General features: G+C 40.2%; 17 protein-coding genes. 9 read left to right on the top strand and 8 right to left on the bottom strand.

Features of this window, described 5'->3' with window-relative positions; translation table 11 throughout:
• Nucleotides 1–5: 5 nt before the first annotated feature.
• The 3 genes from HRJ06_RS11735 to napA form a co-directional block, all read right to left on the bottom strand.
• Nucleotides 6–272, bottom strand: a complete 267-nt coding sequence (locus HRJ06_RS11735) for a chaperone NapD (protein ID WP_174733110.1) — start codon at nt 270–272, stop codon at nt 6–8.
• A gap of 64 nt (nt 273–336) precedes the next feature.
• A complete protein-coding gene (locus HRJ06_RS11730) occupies nt 337–744 on the bottom strand; it encodes a nitrate reductase cytochrome c-type subunit (protein ID WP_174733109.1) in 408 nt (135 codons plus the stop codon).
• A gap of 15 nt (nt 745–759) precedes the next feature.
• Nucleotides 760–3,300, bottom strand: coding sequence for a nitrate reductase catalytic subunit NapA (gene napA, locus HRJ06_RS11725; RefSeq protein WP_174733108.1), 2,541 nt, complete (start codon nt 3,298–3,300; stop codon nt 760–762).
• 377 nt (nt 3,301–3,677) lie between these two features.
• On the opposite strand from napA, the gene HRJ06_RS11720 reads away from it, so the two are divergent.
• Nucleotides 3,678–4,379 carry a Crp/Fnr family transcriptional regulator gene (locus HRJ06_RS11720; protein ID WP_174733107.1) on the top strand — a complete coding sequence of 234 codons (702 nt, stop codon included), beginning with the start codon at nt 3,678–3,680 and terminating at the stop codon, nt 4,377–4,379.
• Between the two features lie 98 nt (nt 4,380–4,477).
• Here the strand turns inward: HRJ06_RS11720 and HRJ06_RS11715 are convergent, their stop codons facing one another.
• A complete protein-coding gene (locus tag HRJ06_RS11715; RefSeq protein WP_174733106.1) occupies nt 4,478–4,591 on the bottom strand; it encodes a YjcZ family sporulation protein in 114 nt (37 codons plus the stop codon).
• A 386-nt stretch (nt 4,592–4,977) separates the two neighbouring features.
• Here HRJ06_RS11715 and HRJ06_RS11710 point away from each other — a divergent pair, with 386 nt between their 5' ends.
• Nucleotides 4,978–5,580, top strand: coding sequence for an SCO family protein (locus HRJ06_RS11710; protein WP_174733105.1), 603 nt, complete (start codon nt 4,978–4,980; stop codon nt 5,578–5,580).
• A 142-nt stretch (nt 5,581–5,722) separates the two neighbouring features.
• On the opposite strand, the gene HRJ06_RS11705 is transcribed toward HRJ06_RS11710, so the two are convergent.
• Complete coding sequence (locus tag HRJ06_RS11705; protein ID WP_174733104.1) at nt 5,723–5,860, bottom strand: hypothetical protein; 138 nt, start codon at nt 5,858–5,860, stop codon at nt 5,723–5,725.
• A gap of 793 nt (nt 5,861–6,653) precedes the next feature.
• Between HRJ06_RS11705 and HRJ06_RS11700 the strand changes: the two genes are divergently transcribed.
• Nucleotides 6,654–8,270 (top strand): ABC-F family ATP-binding cassette domain-containing protein, encoded by a 1,617-nt coding sequence (locus tag HRJ06_RS11700; protein WP_174733103.1) that lies wholly within the window; start codon nt 6,654–6,656, stop codon nt 8,268–8,270.
• A gap of 207 nt (nt 8,271–8,477) precedes the next feature.
• Here HRJ06_RS11700 and HRJ06_RS11695 read toward each other — a convergent pair whose 3' ends face one another.
• The gene (locus tag HRJ06_RS11695) at nt 8,478–8,609 is read right to left on the bottom strand and encodes a YuzL family protein (RefSeq protein WP_174733102.1); all 132 of its coding nucleotides are present in this window, start codon (nt 8,607–8,609) and stop codon (nt 8,478–8,480) included.
• A 111-nt stretch (nt 8,610–8,720) separates the two neighbouring features.
• On the opposite strand from HRJ06_RS11695, the gene HRJ06_RS11690 reads away from it, so the two are divergent.
• From HRJ06_RS11690 to modB, 3 genes are all read left to right on the top strand, one after another.
• Nucleotides 8,721–8,966 carry a YkuS family protein gene (locus HRJ06_RS11690; RefSeq protein WP_174733101.1) on the top strand — a complete coding sequence of 82 codons (246 nt, stop codon included), beginning with the start codon at nt 8,721–8,723 and terminating at the stop codon, nt 8,964–8,966.
• A 225-nt stretch (nt 8,967–9,191) separates the two neighbouring features.
• A complete protein-coding gene (gene modA, locus HRJ06_RS11685; protein ID WP_174733100.1) occupies nt 9,192–9,962 on the top strand; it encodes a molybdate ABC transporter substrate-binding protein in 771 nt (256 codons plus the stop codon).
• A gap of 4 nt (nt 9,963–9,966) precedes the next feature.
• A complete protein-coding gene (gene modB, locus HRJ06_RS11680; RefSeq protein ID WP_174733099.1) occupies nt 9,967–10,620 on the top strand; it encodes a molybdate ABC transporter permease subunit in 654 nt (217 codons plus the stop codon).
• A 34-nt stretch (nt 10,621–10,654) separates the two neighbouring features.
• Here the strand turns inward: modB and HRJ06_RS11675 are convergent, their stop codons facing one another.
• Both HRJ06_RS11675 and HRJ06_RS11670 read right to left on the bottom strand, forming a co-directional pair.
• Complete coding sequence (locus HRJ06_RS11675; protein ID WP_174733098.1) at nt 10,655–11,812, bottom strand: D-alanyl-D-alanine carboxypeptidase family protein; 1,158 nt, start codon at nt 11,810–11,812, stop codon at nt 10,655–10,657.
• A gap of 247 nt (nt 11,813–12,059) precedes the next feature.
• A complete protein-coding gene (locus HRJ06_RS11670; RefSeq protein ID WP_174733097.1) occupies nt 12,060–13,256 on the bottom strand; it encodes a DHH family phosphoesterase in 1,197 nt (398 codons plus the stop codon).
• Nucleotides 13,257–13,478: 222 nt separating this feature from the next.
• Here HRJ06_RS11670 and HRJ06_RS11665 point away from each other — a divergent pair, with 222 nt between their 5' ends.
• The 3 genes from HRJ06_RS11665 (at nt 13,479) to pflA (ending at nt 17,413) form a co-directional block, all read left to right on the top strand.
• Nucleotides 13,479–13,928: a cupredoxin domain-containing protein gene (locus tag HRJ06_RS11665; RefSeq protein ID WP_174733156.1), complete on the top strand. Its 450-nt coding sequence runs from the start codon at nt 13,479–13,481 to the stop codon at nt 13,926–13,928.
• Nucleotides 13,929–14,363: 435 nt separating this feature from the next.
• Nucleotides 14,364–16,589 (top strand): formate C-acetyltransferase, encoded by a 2,226-nt coding sequence (gene pflB / locus HRJ06_RS11660; RefSeq protein ID WP_174733096.1) that lies wholly within the window; start codon nt 14,364–14,366, stop codon nt 16,587–16,589.
• An 80-nt stretch (nt 16,590–16,669) separates the two neighbouring features.
• The gene (gene pflA, locus HRJ06_RS11655) at nt 16,670–17,413 is read left to right on the top strand and encodes a pyruvate formate-lyase-activating protein (RefSeq protein WP_174733095.1); all 744 of its coding nucleotides are present in this window, start codon (nt 16,670–16,672) and stop codon (nt 17,411–17,413) included.
• Nucleotides 17,414–17,564: the final 151 nt, after the last annotated feature.

Genomic DNA, 17,564 nt, shown 5'->3' with positions numbered 1-17,564 from the left:
TTCAGTCATTGGGTTATTGTCCCATTCTGATAAGCCGGTTCGTCTTCGAAATTGGTATAAACAAGACATATCGCAAGTATTCCACTGATATCCTTGAAGCCTTCTGCTGTCCGATAGCTTCTGTCAACTGTGTCAGTTTCCAGTGTAATGACAATTTTATTTTCAGAGGGTTCAATAAAATGAACTTCAACTCCATTAACCTGTCCGAGCTCCTCTGCAGCCAAATTGGCAGCACCGGGGATAGTCTTAATATATATTCCAGAAATAACCATTTTTACCCCTCCTAACACAGAATCGTTCTGCCTTTTTACTTGAGATCAGATCAATCAACCTCTTCTAGTTCTTCCATGTCGTCTTTACAGCACTTTGCTCTGCATGACATTGAATGCAATTGTCTCTAAAAACGTTTCCTTTTACATCTTCATCATAATAATGGTCGGCCGGCGGGGAAGGAGCACCTGTTGAAACATCAGCATGACAAGTCAAGCAACTTTCATGGCGCAATTCAGGATTCCAGCGGTCAATATGACTCACATGTTGTAATGGCGGTGCCCCAATAAGGCCCATTGTTGAGGCATCTTCCCTTCCCTCTTCCGTCAATTGAACGAGAACTTCCTGTTCAGTAGCCTCAGCTGCAGGAGGTTTTTCAGTTGTCGTTTGATCAGATTGAAAATCATTGGACACCAGTATAGCCGCTGCAAGTACAATAATAAATCCAGCCAGAAATAAATATTCCTTCTTCATTACCTAACCCCCCATTTATACTCTTTCAACTTTTACAGCGCATTTTTTAAAGTCTGGCTGTTTAGATATTGGACAATATGCGTCCAGAGTCACTAGGTTAATTAACGTTTCTTCTGCGAAAAAAGGTACATATACCATACCTTTCGGAGGGTTCCCCCGCCCTTTTGTAGTAGCCTTTACCGTGACTTCCCCTCGTCTTGAAACTACCTTAACCATGTTGCCTGTTACAACTCCCAATGCCATTGCGTCATCTGGATGGATTTCACATAAAGCTTCTGGTACAGCTTTGTGAAGTTCTGGAACTCTTCTTGTCATAGTACCGCTATGCCAATGTTCAAGGACCCGCCCTGTATTCAGCCAGAATGGATATTCTTTATCAGGAATTTCAGCTGCGTCCTCGAAAGGCCTGAAAAAGACGGTCGGACGGTGGTCGGTAGACTTGTAAAAATCGATATTGTCGTACTTTCCAGCTTTACCAAACTCTTCTACCCCAATTTGGTCAAATCCATCAGCTTGCTTTCCATTGGCGTAGCGCCAGCTTGTTTCTACCCAAGCGCCGTTTACATTGCGGACAGGCCAACAAATGCCATGCTGCTTTATATATTCTTCATATGGAGCCATTTGCTTCGCTTTCAGCTTAAGTTTAAATCCTAACTCCTGCACTTCTTGATTAGGATGCTCATGAGGATTTGTAAAGGAACGATATTCATCCCACAGTATTTTATTAACCTGACGCTGATCCTCAATCATGTCATTCTTCGTTTTATCCCATATACTTCCAAATAAAACTTCAAATGCTGGTTTGTCACCAATCGTTTTTCCTTCAAGTACACGTTTGGCAACTTGCACGATCACCCATAGGTCCCATTTTGCCTCTCCGGGTGCGTCTACACATTTTTCAAATATGCTAGTCCTACGCTCTGCATTACCAAATTGCCCTTCGCGCTCTACCCACATTGCTGCTGGAAATACAACATCAGCCAGTTCCGTCGAACGGGTTGGATAAACCTCAGAAACGACAATAAAGCCGTCAATAACACCCTTTCCATCTTTATCATTGCCCCTGAACCGGTTTAATTTAGGCATGGTCTGTCCCCAGTTATTGGACATGCTCCATAGGAATTTAACATTGCCATTTCCTAATTCACGGAACATTTTGACTGTATGATAGCCTGGGTTTTCTATTGGATCCAGGTAGCCCTTTGGCAGATTCCATATTAGTTCTGTATAACGCCGATGTTCCGGATTTTTAACAACCAAATCTGACGGAAGCCTATGAGAGAAAACTCCAACCTCCCTTGCAGTCCCACAGGCACTAGGCTGTCCAGTCAGCGAAAACGGTCCATTACCAGGCTTGCTGATTTTCCCGGTTAGTAAATGAAGATTATAAACTAGATTGTTGATCCAGGTACCTCTGGTATGCTGATTCATTCCCATAGTCCATAAAGACATGATTTTGCGGTTTGGATCGGCAAATTCTTTTGCCAGTGCCTCTATATCCTTTGCAGCAACTCCCGAGATCTCTGCTGCTTTTTCCAATGTGTAAAAGCTGACCATCTTCTTATATTCATCAAAAGATATATTCCAATCCAAGTCTGCTGTTTTACCTATCTCAGTTGCCTCGTAGTTATCTTCATAGGTATGCCCCAGATTTTCCGTTCCCGCTTTAAATTGGACATGTTCATTTACAAATTTTTTATCATATAACTCATTTTGAATCAGGAAATTAGCTATTGCATTTGCAATTGCCAGGTCAGTTTGTGGCCTGAATTCCATTATTACATCAGCGGTTTCGGAAGTTCTTGAACGCCTTGTAGTAAGATCATAATGAACAGTCCCTACTGCAGAGAGCTTTCTTGCGGTTAGACGGGAATACAATACAGGATGCATTTCTGCCATATTCGCTCCCCATGTGACAAATACATCAGCCTCATCAAGATCACGGTATGATCCCATAGGTTCATCCGACTGGAACGTAGTCATAAACCCTGCAACTGCACTTGCCATACAGAGACGGGCATTAGGATCAATATTGTTATTTAAGAGTCCTGCTTTCCATAGCTTAACGGATGCATACCCTTCCATAATCGTCTGCTGCCCCGAGCCCCAGAATGCAATCGATTTTGGATCTGTTTCATGTGCTTCCTTCAGCTTGCTTGCTACAAGTGTAAGAGCTTCATCCCAGGTTGCCTCACGAAATCCGTCCATTGTTCCCTTTTTGCTTTTATCCTCGCGTATAAGGGGTTTTGTCAGCCTGTCCTTTCCGAATAAAATTTTTCCTATGTAGTAGCCCTTAATACAATTTAGCCCCTTGTTCGAACGATTTTCAGGATCACCTTTAGTTGCTACAACTTTGCCGTCTTTAATTCCAACAAGCACCCCACATCCTGTACCGCAAAAACGGCAAACTGAAGCCTTCCACTCATCTGGTTCAACAGCAGCCATCGTGTTTGCATTAACGGCTCCCTGTACTGCATCCTTCGACTTGCAGCCTGCCATCGCCATTGCCGCTGAAACAGCCGTTGCTTTTAGCAAAGTTCTTCTTGATAATTCCATTTTTAATTTTCCTCCCTTAATGTGAGAAATAAATAGTGCCAGTACAAAAGCCTTTTTAAAATTAAACTTGTATTAAAGTTCACGGCTGAATTAGCGGCTGCGTTGATTGGAAAGCTAGAGACTGAGTTCCAGCCGAAATACAACACTTTTCCCCCTGCTACGGTTAATTTGAGACTAAAAGATTCTATACTTCTATCCTAGAACTTTGGAGTCGATTTAGGCAGTGACTTTTCCCACAGGAAACTAAAGTTCATCACTCCTACATATTTAATTGTCCTTAAAGGGAAAAACGTTCACATTATCTCTATTGACCTAGTGATAAGATTTCTTTTAAATAGAAATAAACGAGAAAATTACGTAGAAAGGGCGGAGACTAAATGGCATTGCAGGAATACAAAAACTCTCTTACTCAAGAATTGAGTGAGCTTTTGCGGTCCGCAGAACGAACAGTCAGCTTCAAAAAAGGATCCTACCTTTTTCAGGAAGGACAGCCTGCGAAGGAAATGTTCATTATCCTGTCAGGGAAAGTCCAGGTCTCTAAAATGAATGCAGAAGGTAAAGAATTGTTCCTTCGATTATGCAGCGGTAATGATATTGTAGGAGAACTAACGTTATTCACCGCCGATCCAAAATACATGTTCAATGCAAAAGCAATAGAGAGCGGAGAAGCTGCTGCTGTAAATATAGATGATCTGGAGCGCCTGATCTTTAATAATAGCCAGCTGGCATATGAATTTTTCAAATGGATGAATGACCATATCCGAAAAACCATTACAAAGTTCAGGGACCTTGTCCTGCATGGGAAAAAAGGCGCCTTATATTCCACATTAATCCGGCTTAGCAACAGCTATGGGGTCATAAGTGAGAATGGCATTTGTATAAGCACCCCTCTTACTAATCAAGATTTAGCGAATTATTGCGGGACTGCTCGGGAGAGTGTCAGCAGGATGCTTGGAGAGCTGCGTGATGAGGGTATAATTTCAATTGAAAGAAAAAAAATAGTCATCCACGATTTAACTTATTTAAAAAAGAAAATTGATTGTGAAAATTGTCCCATTGAATATTGTAATATTGAGTAAGAAAACATTAAAAAAAACGCTTTTTGTCATCTAGGGATAATAATCCATAGCAAATAAGCCGGAGGCGGACCCCCGGCTTTTATATTAGAGTTTAAAGTTTAGTAGCCGTAACCTCCAGCGTACCCGCCCCCTACATAAGCTGAGCCAACTACAATCAATAAAATAAACAGCACGACGATTAGGGCAAAACCGCCTCCATATCCAGCACTCATAGAAATACCTCCTTTAAGTGTTTACATTATATATCCTATTTATTTCATGTTAGCTGGTATAGTCACTTGTCACAGTTATTATTAATTTAGCTCTGTTAAGCTTAGCTGTTGATTTTCGTTCCAGGCGCTCGCTTTCCGCGAGGCGGTCGGGAAGCCTCCTCGGTGCTGAAGCACCTGTGGGGTCTCCCCTATACCGCTGCTCCCGCAGGAGTCGATCGCCTTCACTTCAATCAACACTGCTAAAAATCAACAATGTTCTTTAACAGAGCCATTAATTTCGGCGTAATAACAAAAGAAAATAATGGGGATTAACTTACTTTGTCACAGAATATCCATATGATTTCAATTGTTTTTTATTTATCTTATAAAAGAAGGGGGTGTAATTTTTGAAGAAAGTTTATATTATCTGCACCATTATAGTAGCAATTGGTATAGCCTCCGGGATTTCCTTTTTCATGATCCGGGATGCAAATGCAAAAATACCTGACAATATAACACTTGTAACAATGAATGAGGAAAAATACACTTTTGGGGAAACAAATAATAAAACCATCAAGCTGGTAGAATTTATTTATACTCATTGCCCTGATATCTGCCCAACAACTACATTAAAGATGAATCAACTAAAGAGAGATCTGCAAAAGGAAGGGGTTTTCGGAAGCGAAGTTGAATTTCTCACCATCACTATTGACCCTTATCGTGATACACCCGAAGTGTTACAAAACTACATGGAGACGTTTGAGATAGAAAATGATGGGAATTGGACGCTATTAACTGGCGATCCGGCAAAGATAAAGGAGGATCTCCAAAAAATTCAAACTGTAGCAGACACCTTTCAGTTTCAGTACCGCGATCCAGGTAATGGATTCTACATTCATAGTACTTTCACATACTTAATAGACGGAGATAACAGATTTTTAGAAAAGTTTCCGATGGGGGAAGAATTCGATAAAGCGAAAGTTTTTAAGGCTATTATGAAAGAAGTATAAAATATAGTGCGGAAAGCGGTGAGCGAAACTCACTGCTTTTTTTTGATTGGATGTACTGAAGGTGGTTTAACAGGCTTCATTTAAAACAAAATAAAACCGTTAAAACCTGCCTGCCGCAATATTTGCGAACAGCAGGTTTATATTAATGTGAGTTAACGGTAGGCGGGTGTTTTTCTGTCTTCTGTAAAGAGAAAAATTCTGACTTGGGCTTAGTTAAGCTGACTTTTATCCCCGATTGTCTTAAACGGTTTACCAAATCGACTATTTGCTTTGTAGCCATAAAAAAACTCCTTTGTTCGCTTCTTTGCCTACTATTTTACATTAAATTTATGAAGAAAGTATGAAAAGAGGCAAAAAATTCTTCTTTTTTCAATCTTTAAAACTAAAAGCACGCTTATTAGAGGCTTTGTTAAAATTGGCTATGGGTTTCGGCTGCAGTTCCTTGCTTTCCGGGGGCGAGTCTTTGAGTCAGTCAAGCTGAAACACCTATCTCCTCGAGTCATTTCAGTCCAAACTGCTAAAGTAATAGAACGACTTCCCACCCTTTTGCCCTCGATCTTATCGGGATTGTTAGGAGTTTACTCTTCCAAAAACTGTATATTGCACCTCCTGAGAACTTGGCAAATTTCAGTCTCTTTGGACAGAAGCAAAGAACGTTTATTTGCCTGATCCCCAGTTTGCTGGGTTCTCAACACTAAGAGGAGCTCCTAGTTTAATCCTTACCCACAGATTCTATTTAACACAGCGTTTTAAGTTTTATGTTGTGTTGAATGAATCTAAAAAAAGACTTCCTTGTATGGCCTTGGTTCAAACGCTATTTTGACTCCAATTTATGTATATAAAATAATTTAATAACTATACGGTTTACCTTCCCTTTCTCTTTCACTTAGAAACTGATTTTTAGAGGTTTTAAATTTAAAATATTTCTTTTTGTCCGTAATATAATTCTCTATCTCTGTTTATATCCCTTCATTAAATTTGAACTATTGGCAGTTAATTTTTAAAAATTAGCTAATCTTCCTGTTAAGTGGTATAATTCTTTAGATTATGTTTAGTTGGAGGCTGTAAATTAAATGATAACTGTAAATAATGTAGGATTACGATATGGTGACCGTAAACTGTTTGAAGACGTTAATATAAAGTTCACTCCCGGCAACTGCTATGGATTGATTGGAGCCAATGGAGCAGGAAAGTCCACGTTCTTAAAAATTCTCTCCGGTGAAATCGAACCTCAGGCTGGCAGTGTTAATCTATCACCAGGCGAGCGTTTAGCCGTATTGAAACAAGATCATTTCCAATTTGAAGAAGAGCAAGTCCTGAAGATTGTTATTATGGGCCATACAAGGCTTTACGAGGTAATGCAAGAGAAGGATGCCATTTATATGAAGGCTGACTTTTCTGATGAAGACGGCATGAAAGCTGCTGAATTAGAAGGTGAATTTGCTGAATTGAATGGTTGGGAAGCTGAATCTGAAGCAGCTATTCTTTTAAAAGGTCTTGGTATTGGTGAGGAACTTCACGATAAGCGTATGGCTGAACTTACCGGCGGAGACAAAGTGAAAGTTCTCCTTGCTCAAGCTTTGTTTGGTAAGCCAGATGTCCTTCTTTTAGATGAGCCGACTAACCACCTTGATATCAAAGCGATCCAATGGCTGGAAGAATTTCTAATCAACTTTGAAAATACTGTAATTGTCGTATCCCATGACCGTCACTTCTTAAATAAAGTTTGTACACATATTGCAGACCTGGATTTCGGAAAAATTCAAATCTATGTCGGAAACTACGATTTTTGGTATGAATCAAGCCAGCTAGCGCTTAGGATGTCTCAAGATACCAATCGTAAAAAAGAAGAGAAAATCAAAGAACTTCAAGCATTTATTGCCCGATTTAGTGCAAATGCCTCTAAATCAAAACAGGCAACATCGAGAAAGAAGCTGCTTGATAAAATTTCTTTGGACGATATAAGGCCGTCATCACGCCGCTATCCTTATGTAGGCTTTACCCCAGAGCGAGAAATTGGAAACGACCTGCTTATGGTAGAAGGTTTAACGAAGACCATCGATGGAGTAAAAGTCCTCGATAACATTAGTTTTGCTATGAATAAAGAAGATAAGATTGCACTTGTTGGCAGGAACGAAACTGCAAAAACAGTACTCTTTAAAATCTTAATGGGAGAGATGGACGCAGACAGCGGTACCTTTAAGTGGGGGGTTACTACGTCCCAAGCTTATTTCCCTAAAGACAACTCTGAGTATTTTACCGGGGACGAACCTTCCCTTGTTGATTGGCTGCGCCAATTTTCACCTGTTGATCAAAGTGAAAGTTTCTTAAGGGGCTTTTTAGGCAGAATGCTATTCTCTGGAGAAGAAGTTCAGAAAAAACCATCCGTTTTATCCGGTGGAGAAAAGGTTCGCTGTATGTTATCTAAAATGATGCTCAGCGGGTCAAATGTGCTCTTGCTTGATGAGCCGACAAACCATTTAGACCTAGAGTCGATTACAGCCCTTAACAACGGCTTGATTAACTTTAAAGGGTCTATGATCTTCTCTTCACATGACCACCAGTTTATTGAATCACTCGCAAACCGAATTTTGGAAATAACACCTTCTGGTTTGGTCGATAAAAAAATGACTTATGATGAATATTTAGAAGACCAAAACCTCCAAAAAACAGTAGCCGAAATGTATTAAGACAGAAAAGCGAAAACGCCTTATGGAAGCGCATGGCTTATGCCTCGAGGGGCTAGGCATTGCAGCTGGATAAAGAAAAGCGAAAGCGCCTCGTACAGCCCCGACCAGCATATGACAGGGGCTGCAAGAAGGCGTTTTTTGCCTTATGGAAGAGCATGGCTTATGCCTAAGAGCGGACCTAATAAGCATAGACTCTTTGTTTTGTCACTAATGCTTTTTTTGCTTTCTTCGTGATGAAGAAGCCCGATATTGCCCGGTCTCTTCATTCGTCGTTCCTTGCCCTTCTACCTGAGCAGATCCTAGCTCGGCTTTTGAAGGATCCTTTTTTCGTTTAGACATAATAAAACACCTCCCTGTTTACTTTTACTTAAAGCGCACCCCATTATTCAAGTTATATAAGAATAAGCTTTACTTTTAATGGAAAGCTTACTAAATGGAGGAGGTGTAATAATGGCGAAAATAGGTGTGGAACAGTCTCTTACTAACATATCCGAAGCACTTCGTGACCGGGGCCATGATGTCATTGATTTGCGCCAGGAATCTGATGCCGAGGGCTGTGATTGCTGCGTTGTCACCGGGCTTGATTCAAACGTTATGGGAATGTCTGATACGTTTACAAAAGGATCGGTTATTGAAGCAAATGGGCTGACAGCTGAAGAGGTTTGCAGCCAAGTAGATCAAAAAACCAGTTTATAATAGTGTTTCAAAACTGCCGGCTTCGTAAGGCAGTTTTTTTTGTCCTCCTTCCAGTCCGTAGTAGAAAGCGCATAAGCCTTCGATGCTCAATTCCTTTTAGCTTCTTACTCTCTCTTTTTTACTATGCTTTTGGTACTTTGTGATTTCTTTTACATAATCTATTCGATATAATTAGATATAATTTATTTTATTGATCTATTCTTTTTATTACGGAAGGATGAAACTATGAGAATGCGGCTAGCCATAGCAGGAATCATATGCTTCATTTTCACAATGACTTCCTGTTCGACAGAATTAACTTCTGAAGAAAATCAAATTACCATCTCAGCAGCTGCAAGCTTGAAAGAAGTCCTTGACCAAGTCTCTGCCGACTTTACTGCAAAACACCCAGAGATTGAAATACTGTTTAATTTTGGCGGTTCCGGGTCGCTGCAGCAGCAAATTATTCAAGGAGCACCAGTCGACATGTTTATTTCAGCAGCAGAGAGCAAGTTTAATGAGCTTGTTGATGATAACCTAATAAACAGCCATGTTCAATTGCTTGGAAATGAATTAGTGCTTGTTGTTTCTGAATCCCATTATAATGAGCACGTAACATTGGAAAACCTCCTACAGGATCAGTTTAAAAGAATTTCAATTGGAACGCCTGAATCTGTTCCAGCAGGTCTATATGCAAAGCAAGCTTTGAAGGGTTTAAACCTTTGGGATCAACTCGAGAGTAAAATAATTCAGGCAAAAGATGTTCGACAAGTATTAACATACGTAGAAACAGATAATGTCGATGCCGGTGTTGTTTATAAAACCGACGCCCTGCAATCACAGAAAGTAAAAATGGCAGCAACTTTCGACAGCTCCCTGCATGCCCCTATCATTTATCCTGCCGGAATCGTTTCATCCACGAAACAGCCTGATGAAACAAGTCTCTTCTTGAAATTCTTAGAAAGCCCAGAGGCTAGAGAAACTTTTGAAAAATATGGATTTACTGTATTGGACTGATCTTATGAATACCGACTTTTGGATCCCGATTAAATTATCTTTAGAGGTTGCATCAATCTCTGTTATAATCGTGTTTATTATTGGCCTATTTACCGCACGGCTGATGGCTAGGTCTCAATTTTTCGGGAAAACAGTTATTGAGACATTGTTAACTCTCCCTCTAGTTCTTCCACCTACAGTTGTAGGTTTCTTGTTAATTATCATTTTTGGGATTAACAGCCCTATGGGGGCGTTCATTGAGCAGCTATTTAATCAATCCGTTATGTTCACCTGGTGGGCAGCGGTTATCGCATCAACAGTTGTGGCCTTTCCCTTGATGTATCAATCGGCTAAAACGGGATTTAACAGTATTGATCAGGGGATTGAAGAAGCTGCGAAAGTGGACGGAGCTGGCGAGTGGAAGGTGTTTTTATTTGTGACCCTACCCTTATCGATTAAATCGATCATCACCGGGGTAGTATTAAGCTTTGCGCGGGCTTTGGGGGAATTTGGAGCAACCTTAATGTTTGCAGGCAATATCCCAGGAAGAACCCAAACAGCTCCCACAGCCATATATATTGCGATTGAATCCGGCAACCTTGAGATGGCTTGGTTATGGGTGCTTGTTATGATTGGAATCTCTTTTATTCTTCTCCTTGCAGTTTCTCTGTTAAAATAGAAAAGCCATGGGATTTCCCATGGCTTTTTCCTATCTATCTTCGCTTTCGCCTTGGTCTGCGTACAGCTAAAACCAAAAAGATACAAGCAGCTATAAAAGCTAGCCCAAGCACAGGATTAATGTCCAAAATGCTGCTTTTTTCTACAGTCTTTTGTGTATTTTCCTTCTTTACTTTCTTTTCCACTTCAGATGGTTCTAATTTTACTGTTTGAATCACTTCGCCATTATCATTTTCGACTGTTAGCCAGCCATCTTCACTTACGCTTTTAACACTTCCCGTTACCGGCTCCGTTATAAAGGTATCCTCCAGTAACGTAAATGAAGTTTCAGTTTCATTGAATAACGAGGATTCATAGAGCAGACCTGTCTTAAAATGAGCAAAACCAAAATCAATAAGATTCATTGTATCCTGGTATATATCTCTTTTGAAATCTGCTTTTAAAACAATTGCTGTAAGTTTTATCCCCCCATTGTCAGCTGTGGTGGCCAATGTCTGTTTTGCTTCATTAACGAAGCCTGTCTTTCCACCTGTTACTCCTTCAAAAGGTATCTCCCCTTTTAGAAGACGGTGATGTGAATGAAGGACTGTCTCCCAGGATTCACCCTTCCACTTCAAAGTTTTCTTGCCAAAGATCTCACGAAACAGAGGATCTTTCATAGCATGATTTGTGATTAAGCCTAAATCCGCTGCAGTGGTGTAATGGTGTTCATCAAAAAGCCCATTAGGATTAGTAAAATGGGTTCCTTTCGTTCCGACCGTTTCACTCAAATAGTTGTTTATATTCGCTGAAAACTGCTCGACTGATCCGTCCAAATGCTCGGCAATTGCAATTGCTGCATCATTCCCCGAATTAACAAGCATTCCTTCAATGAGTTTCCCTAAAGGTACTTTTTCTCCTTCATTCAAATAAACTCTAGTGCCGTCTGCCATAACGGCTCTTTTGCTTATTGTTACAACATCATCGATAACTCCTGTTTCAATTGCGTAAATTGCTGTAGCAATCTTTGTCAAGCTGGCGGGGTACATTCGTTTTTCTTCATTTTTCCCAAACAACAAAGTGCCTGATTGGGAATCCATAAGCACAGCTGCTTCACTTGTTAGCTTGAGCTCCTCTAAATGCTCTGCACTGGCCATCTCCCCTATTGGTGAGAAGATAAGCAGACACACCAAGCTAAATAATAATTTCTTCATGTTAACACATCCAATAAACAAAACTATTTTCCTTTTTGATTGTAGCAAAAGTACGCTTAAAATAGTTCAACCATCTGCATTTGATAATAAAATGCAAAATAAGATCCGGATTTTACCATAAAGCCTGCATATGTTCATGCTTGCCCTTTCTATACCCGTTAGCTGTACACTTAAATCCAATTTATTTAAAGTCTCACTAAGAGAAAAAGCCATCAGCATTTTCCTGATGGCCACCATTTTACTTAAATTAGTCAATTTTATCTTTTTTAACCTGTTTCTTTAAAAATTCAACAAACACATCATCACGGACAAGCCACGCTGAGTGCTGTCTTTTGATGAATGCTTCAGCTTCCTCAAAACTGGAGGTTTCTTTAATCGTTTGACCGCTTTTCTCTACAATCCATTCAGCCTGATCACCTTTGTATATGAAAAACCGTTCCTGCTGCCGGCTCTCATAAAGGCACCCTCCAACTGATCCCTTGAGGTTAAATTGATTCCGGAATGCATCTAGCCTTAAAGGCTCAATTGGGAATACCTTTTCAACGAATAATTGGAATGCTTCTTTCCCCATAGAGCAGCCTGACGCCTTTGCATGTCCTCCACCCCCAAATTCTCCCGCTACAGCAGAAACATCAACATGATCATGGATCGTTCTAAAAGAGATTTTTTTACCGCCCATATTTAAAATAGCAATATAATCCAGGTGAGGATTCCCTTTGCCAAGCTCGTTACCTAGCTCAGAATGATATGATTCAGCGTGAACGATCCCAGCGCAATAATCTCCAATAAAGGTCTGGACAATTTCTCTGTTTTTCCTTCTGATATACCGCTCAATCTTATCATCTTCCATTTCCAGCAATTTCTTTTCAAAGTCATCAAACTCAAACTGGCTTTTTGATTGAATCCGTTTGGTCATTCTTTCTTCAAAGTCATCAATCGAAAGCATAAAAAATAGATCATTTAACTGTTTTGCTCTAACATTATTATTCTGATCCCATTCCCACGTATCATACTGCCTGACTAATTCCACGAACTCGCCAAGCGCAGATGAGGGTTCCATTAATCCTTGCTGAGTCAGATATTCATACAATAGAGATGTTGCACTTGTAAGCCGATTGTCCTCATCTGAAAGTTTAACAAAGCCCCAGCTGTGCTGATTAAAATGCACGGCTGTTTTGTGGTGATCAATCAGCCTGGCTTTTCCGCCGGTGTTTACATACTCGTCTAACCTTTTGGCATTCTCTTCATTTATCGATAAATCGGTGATTAGCAATACATCTTCAGCCTTACTTTTTTCATTAACTCTTTCAAAATACTTTTCAATTTGGTAATCAAGCCCCATCACTGAATTATAGCGCACTTCCAGCTGGTCACCAAAGGCCAGCCTAGCTACAATTCCGCATCCTATGCCGTCAAGGTCGTTATGTGAATATAAATGATACATTGGAACCTCCTATAAAACCGTATTATTATAAAATTTTGATGAGACAGTCTACTCTTTTCATATTGATTTATGTACTAGCTTATATTGTGTTTTTTATGGACATTTCTATTCAGCTCAAACATTGATTAGCGAAAAGTTTAATGGATCTTAAAAATAATAGACAAGTTCTCCAATGAAGCATGCATATGTTAGTAGTGGCTATTTTAAAGGAGGTGAATATTGTTGCAGTTCATCGTTTTGAAGAAGAGATCCATCATGCTGTTTTTAATTATATGCCTATCTATAATGACGGCAGCCGCCTGGTATATGCTGAATTCCAGTTCTGTAACTGCCTTTAACCAGCAGGAAGCCAAGCCAAGAGTTATCCATCTAGTAACTGGTGAGTTTAAATCAAAGCTCCCCAACGGTAAGGAAATTGAAGCATATCGATGGGACCCAGGAACCATTTTTATTGAAAAAGATGAAAAGGCTGAATTAAGGATCCTTGGTGTTAACGGTGAAGAACATCCCTTTTACATTGAAGGTACTGACACGAAAGGCACCGTAAAAAAAGGGGAGGAAACAGTTGTCCCTCTTCAGTTCGAGAAGGAAGGCGTTTATAGGCTTATTTGCCTCACCCACCCAGATAAAAGTAGCAACGGACCAATGATTGCTTATATTGTAGTAGACTAAGGACGTTAAGACAGGAGAGCCCACTCCTGTTTTTTGTTTTATTTGTCCATGTAATGATTAAGTTTAGCATTAATCCATATATTCCTCAAAATCTTACCTGAAAAATATGATTCGCTCCCCTCAATTTCAGATTGACACAATTCCTCCATTTTCATCATGATTACATTGCTAATTCGTTTGCTATAATTCAAACATAACGCCGAAAACCTAAACCTTTTATATAACAGATCATTAAATGAACGGAGTTTTTATAATACAGTTTATTTTTTTGGGATGCAACCAAACCGAATCTACTTACAACAATCCCTTGAAATCAATAGTTCAGGAAACTGACATAATTAAAGTGACTTTTGTCACTTCACAACTGTTACAGTGAATGTATGATAAAAATATAGCAACTGTTATATAAAAAATAATATTATGAGGTGAATCTTCATGGAACAATGGAAGGGCTTTGTTACAGGTTCTTGGCAAAGAGAGATCAATGTTCGTGATTTCATATTAAAAAACTTTAAAGAATTTATTGGTGATGACAAATTCCTTGAGGGCGGGACAGAAGCAACAGCAGATCTTTGGGCTCATGTAATGGAGCTGACAAAACAGGAACGGGATAACGGCGGTGTCTTGGATATGGATACTGAGGTCGTTTCTAGTATTACCTCCCACGGCCCGGGCTATTTAAATCAGGCTAAAGAAAAAGTTGTTGGTGTTCAAACTGAAAAACCATTCAAACGCTCCATGCAGCCTTATGGGGGAATTAGGATGGCCAAAGCAGCCTGTGAAGCATTTGGATACCAGTTAAATGGTGAGGTTGAAAGAATTTTTACCGATTTCAGGAAAACACATAACCAAGGCGTATTTGATGCCTACTCAAAAGAAATGGTATTAGCCCGGAAGGCTGGAATCATAACCGGTTTGCCTGATGCATATGGAAGAGGGCGAATTATTGGAGATTACCGGCGCGTGGCCTTGTACGGCGTTGATTTCCTAATAGAAGAAAAGAAGAATGATCATACTTCAACAAGCAAAACGATGACAGAAGATACAATACGCTTACGTGAAGAAATTTCAGAACAATATAGAGCACTGGCTGAGCTAAAAAATCTTGCTCTCAGCTATGGGTATGATATATCAAAACCAGCTAAAACTGCTTCAGAAGCTTTTCAGTGGGTGTATTTTGCTTATCTTGCAGCCATTAAAGAACAAAATGGAGCAGCCATGAGCCTTGGCAGAGTATCTACTTTCCTTGATATCTATATAGACCGGGATCTTGAAAGCGGCATTTTGACAGAGCAGGAGGCACAGGAGTTAGTTGACCACTTTGTTATGAAGCTTCGCCTCGTGAAGTTCGCTCGCACACCTGATTACAATGAACTCTTTAGCGGGGATCCAACATGGGTAACCGAATCAATCGGTGGGATGGCCATTGACGGCCGTTCTCTAGTAACAAAAAACTCATTCCGGTTCCTCCATACCTTAGATAACCTCGGTCCAGCACCAGAGCCTAATTTAACTGTCTTATGGTCAACAGGACTGCCGGATAACTTCAAAAAATACTGTGCGAAGATGAGTATTAAAACAAGCTCTATTCAATATGAAAATGATGATATTATGCGTTCTGAATATGGAGATGACTACGGAATTGCCTGCTGTGTATCTGCAATGGAAATTGGAAAGCAGATGCAGTTTTTTGGAGCCAGGGCAAATCTGGCCAAGGCCCTTCTATATGCCATTAATGGCGGTGTTGATGAAAAACTTGGAATCCAAGTAGCTCCTGGCTTAAGCCCAATTACTGCTGAGATTCTCAACTATGAAGAAGTGATGGCGAAATTTGAAAACATGATGGAATGGCTGGCAGAATTATATATTAATACCCTTAACATCATCCATTATATGCATGACAAATATAGCTACGAGCGGATCGAGATGGCTCTTCATGATACAGAGGTATTAAGAACGATGGCAACGGGAATTGCCGGACTAAGTGTCGTTGCCGATTCTTTAAGTGCAATTAAATACGGTAAGGTCTCAGTTATTCGCGATGCAAACGGAATTGCGGTTGATTTTAAGACCGAGGGAGACTTCCCTAAGTACGGAAACAATGATGATCGAGTTGACAGCATTGCAGTGGAACTTGTGAAAAAGTTTATGAATATGCTTCGTAAGCATCCAACTTATCGAAACTCAGTTCATACTATGTCGATTCTTACCATTACTTCGAATGTTGTTTATGGCAAAAAGACCGGAAACACACCAGACGGACGCCGTGCAGGTGAACCGTTTGCACCGGGTGCTAATCCAATGCATGGCCGGGATACAAAAGGCACGCTCGCTTCCTTGTCATCCGTGGCGAAACTTCCATACAGCTACGCTATGGACGGGATTTCAAACACTTTTTCCATTGTTCCAAAAGCCCTTGGTAAGGAGGAAGAAAACCAGATCCACAACCTCGTATCCATCCTTGATGGCTATGCGATAAAATCAGGACATCACCTAAACGTTAACGTATTTAATAAGGAAACACTGTTAAATGCGATGGAACATCCAGAAGAATTTCCACAGTTAACCATAAGGGTCTCTGGTTATGCTGTAAACTTTATTAAGCTGACACGGGAACAGCAGCTTGATGTCATTAATAGAACTTTCCATGAGTCTATGTAATTAGCAGACTGGAAATATGTTCAAAAGCAATGCGGACGCCTCCTATTAGGAGGCTCCGCTGCCTGAAAGGAGAAATCATCATGATCGGAAACATTCATTCTATAGAAACTTTGGGAACAGTCGATGGCCCAGGAATTCGGTACGTCATCTTTACACAGGGGTGCCTTTTGCGCTGTCAATTTTGCCATAATGCAGATACCTGGGAAATCGGAACCGGAAAGAAAATGAGTGTTTCTGAGATCATTACTGATTTAAAATCATATTTACCCTTTATCCAGGCTTCTGGGGGAGGAATTACTGTCAGTGGCGGAGAGCCACTTTTGCAAATCCCCTTTCTTATTGACTTATTTAAAGAATGCAGGAAACTGGGAGTGCACACGACAATTGATTCTTCAGGAGGCTGCTATTCTACAAACTCGTTATTTCAAGAACAGCTGGTGGAGCTGTTAAACTATACTGATTTGGTCTTAATGGATTTGAAGCACATTAATCGAAAAAAACATATTAAGCTGACAGGCATGCCCAACGACCACATTCTAGAATTTGCACGCCACTTATCCCGCAGCCAAACTCCTGTTTGGGTTCGCCATGTACTCGTTCCAGGTGTGACTGATGATATTACGGACCTTAAAAGTCTCGGTGAATTTGTTGGCACGCTTAACAATGTCTCAAAACTTGAGGTATTGCCCTATCATAAACTTGGTGTTTACAAATGGGAGGCGCTCGGATTGGAATATCCGTTAAAGGATGTAGAACCTCCAAACGACCAGGAAGTGGAGCTGGCTTTCAATCTATTAACAGCGAATCTAACTCTTTTTCAATAAGCTTTCATACCCGGAGGAAGGATTTTCCTTCGGGTTTTATCTATATTCCTACTATTAAGTTAGTGGTTCACTTATAGGAGCACACTATTACGCTGCATGTTTTATTTTCTGCATCATTTCTTCATATCCTTCTGGTAAGATAGAAAAAGTT

The sequence above is a fragment of the Mesobacillus harenae genome (assembly GCF_013343715.1).
In the GTDB taxonomy this organism is placed as follows: Bacteria; Bacillota; Bacilli; order Bacillales; family Cytobacillaceae; genus Mesobacillus_A; species Mesobacillus_A harenae.
Note: the sequence above shows the minus strand (reverse complement) of the source record. Positions and strands in the feature narration are given on the sequence as shown.